Source organism: Arthrobacter sp. Hb9-2 (genome assembly GCF_059091165.1).
In genome coordinates this window covers 1-2,400 of the sequence record NZ_JBNHGJ010000084.1, presented here as the reverse complement: position 1 = coordinate 2,400, position 2,400 = coordinate 1, and the positions used below count along the sequence as shown (strand labels likewise).

Below are 2,400 nucleotides of genomic sequence, written 5' to 3'. Positions count from 1 at the left end.
CCGCGAACCTGCGCCGGCTCGGCAACGTTGCCACCGCCCTGCGCGTCAGCATCCCTTCCGCTTAACCGTGTTGATCCGTCACAACTAGGAGACACACGGAAGACGCCGATGCGCCCTTGTGAAGGCATACAGGTGTCGGGCGTGGTTGTTCTAAGCCCTGAGGGGCTGAATTGCTTTGGGGATGAGCCCCTCATGAAGGCTTGGCCTGAGGCTTCCGGAATGGAAGGAAAACAATTGGAGACCCGCAAAGAAACCAGGCCCAACTGGGCGGACCTCAGTCCCGGTGATTCTGTTTGGGTGCACGAGGCGAAGCAATTTCCGTACCGCGGAAAGGTTGATGTTTTGACGGAGGAAGCAGACGTTATTTGGGTCTGCTCCGACAACGGTGCCGGACGTCGTGCATATGACCACGGCAGCGCCGTGGTCATTATGAGGATCCCGTAAGACCACGACGGCCATAGTCCGGGCGCGCCTCTCATGAGTGGCGTGCCCGGTGGCCGCCCCGTGGCTGGGTCGAAGTTCAGGCTGGCCTTGGGGAAACAATGTCGTTTGGGGAGGTAGCCCGTACGTGGCAGCCGATGATCAGCTTGGTGCTCCGGGCGGTTTCCGTCCGGTAACGGCAGTGTCCAGGAGAAGGAACACAAGCGCCAGCCATACAACGGCAAAACCAACCCAGCGGGCAAGAGTTAGGCTTCTCCGAATAGGAAGTAGGCCACCAAGAACTGCAGAACTGGTGTGATGTACTGCAGCAGGCCCGCCCTCGTCATCGTCAGGCGCGAGGTGGAGGCGGCAAACAGAAGCAGCGGCAGCGCGCTCGTCAGTCCGGATGCGGCCATCAGCCAGAAGTGAACTGGGCCGTGGTTTGTGACAGTGGCTGTGCCGATAAACGCCAGGAAAACCATCGTCGCCAGTGCCAGAGGGGTGAGCACGATTGTCTCGACTGTGAGGGCAGGGATTACTCTTGCTGCCAGGCCTCTTTTTTAATGAGTCCGTAGAGGCAGAAGCTGAAAGCCAGTGCCAGGGCCACCCCAGGCAGCGTGCCGTAAGCGACTGTCAGGGCAACAACAGCACAGCAACCAACTCCGACGGCTGCCCTCTGCAACGGGCGGAGTTTTTCTAGCGGCTAGCCCGTACATGAGTCCTGCTGCGCCATCTTGTCCCCCTTTGCGCCCCTAAAGCAGGAGGGTGTCCGGCTTTTGCGGCAGGCAAAGTATCAGGAATTAAGTTGGCAGGCATTGGATTCTCTAGGAGGGTAGTGGGTTGGCTAGTTCCGACCACAACTGCCAACTCCTGCACCCGGTTCGGCGGAGTTCCCGAACCGGGTACTTGGGAGGTTCAGGAGAGTCCTATTTGCGGCCAACCTGGTGGGGAAGGCACCTGGCACGCGTGTACCTTCCCCACCAGCCCGAGGACTTCAGCTGGCGTGCGGCGTTACTAAGGGAGCCCTAGTGCTCACCTTCAGTTCCGGGCCGGCAGATCCGCGCTAGTGCCGCGCCAGGCGGGGGAGAGGCTGTGCTCCCTTGTTGGCCGGGGCGACATGCCAGGAACTGACGTTCTTCGGGCGTTGAAGGGACGGTGAGGTTACTGGGGTCGAAATATGCTCAGGGGCAGAATTCTGTGGAACTGGGGCGACGGATTCCGTTTCCAGATAGAGGCCCTCCCAAGCGAAGCAGGAGATCTGAGCCGAGTCCATTCCCCGCTCTGCGTTGCACGGGGACGGGGAATTGCTGGTGGTATTGGGGTTAGTCCGGGAACCCCAGCGAAATAGTGCCATTGCAAGCTACTTTCTGAAATTTGTTGGTTGCCGGCGTCATTGCGGTGAAGCAGCGGGTTAGTCGGGCACCGGATCCTCCCGGCTCCTATGCCGGGTGTGATGCGGTGCCGCTGAAGCCTTGCCTAGACGTCGTCGACAGTGATGAAGGATGTCATGGTGCGGAGGAGGTGGTCGGTCCGTTCGCGATCCAACACGTACGTGCGGTCCCGGGCCGGGAGGTTGTCCAGGGTGGCGTCGTCGCTGACGATTCCCAGGCTTTTCAGCTTGTTCAGGCTTTGGGCGACCAGTCCGTGACCGATGAGGGTACCCTCCACTATTTCAGAGCGGGTACCTGGACCCTTCTGACGCAGGTGGCGGATAACCTGTAGCCGGGCCGCCTGGCCGAAGGCCGCCTGAGCGGCCATCAAGTCACTTGTCCAGATGCTGGAATCATGGATACCGCGTGGTTTGGGCAGTGTAGCTGCGGGGTTCATGGTTCTTCCTTAAGGTCGGCTCACCTGGGACAGGCGATCCTGCAGAGCTTCCTTTTGGGTGTGGTGTTAGTCTGCGTTGAGTTCGAGCAGGTGGCGGTATTGGCCTTTGAAGTAGAGCAGGGGGTGGCCGGAGTGCCATTCCGGGGTGCTCAT

At 60.2% G+C, this 2,400-nt stretch carries 3 protein-coding genes; 1 reads left to right on the top strand and 2 read right to left on the bottom strand.

All coding sequences use genetic code 11. The features are described from left to right. The first annotated feature begins 234 nt into the window (after positions 1–234). Positions 235–444, top strand: coding sequence for a hypothetical protein (locus AC5RV1_RS21290; RefSeq protein WP_493995944.1), 210 nt, complete (start codon positions 235–237; stop codon positions 442–444). Positions 445–686: 242 nt separating this feature from the next. On the opposite strand, the gene AC5RV1_RS21285 is transcribed toward AC5RV1_RS21290, so the two are convergent. After that, entirely contained in the window at positions 687–929 is a 243-nt protein-coding gene (locus AC5RV1_RS21285; protein ID WP_493995943.1) for a hypothetical protein, read from the bottom strand. Between the two features lie 967 nt (positions 930–1,896). Then, positions 1,897–2,247 (bottom strand): hypothetical protein, encoded by a 351-nt coding sequence (locus tag AC5RV1_RS21280; protein ID WP_493995942.1) that lies wholly within the window; start codon positions 2,245–2,247, stop codon positions 1,897–1,899. Between the last annotated feature and the right edge of the window lie 153 nt (positions 2,248–2,400).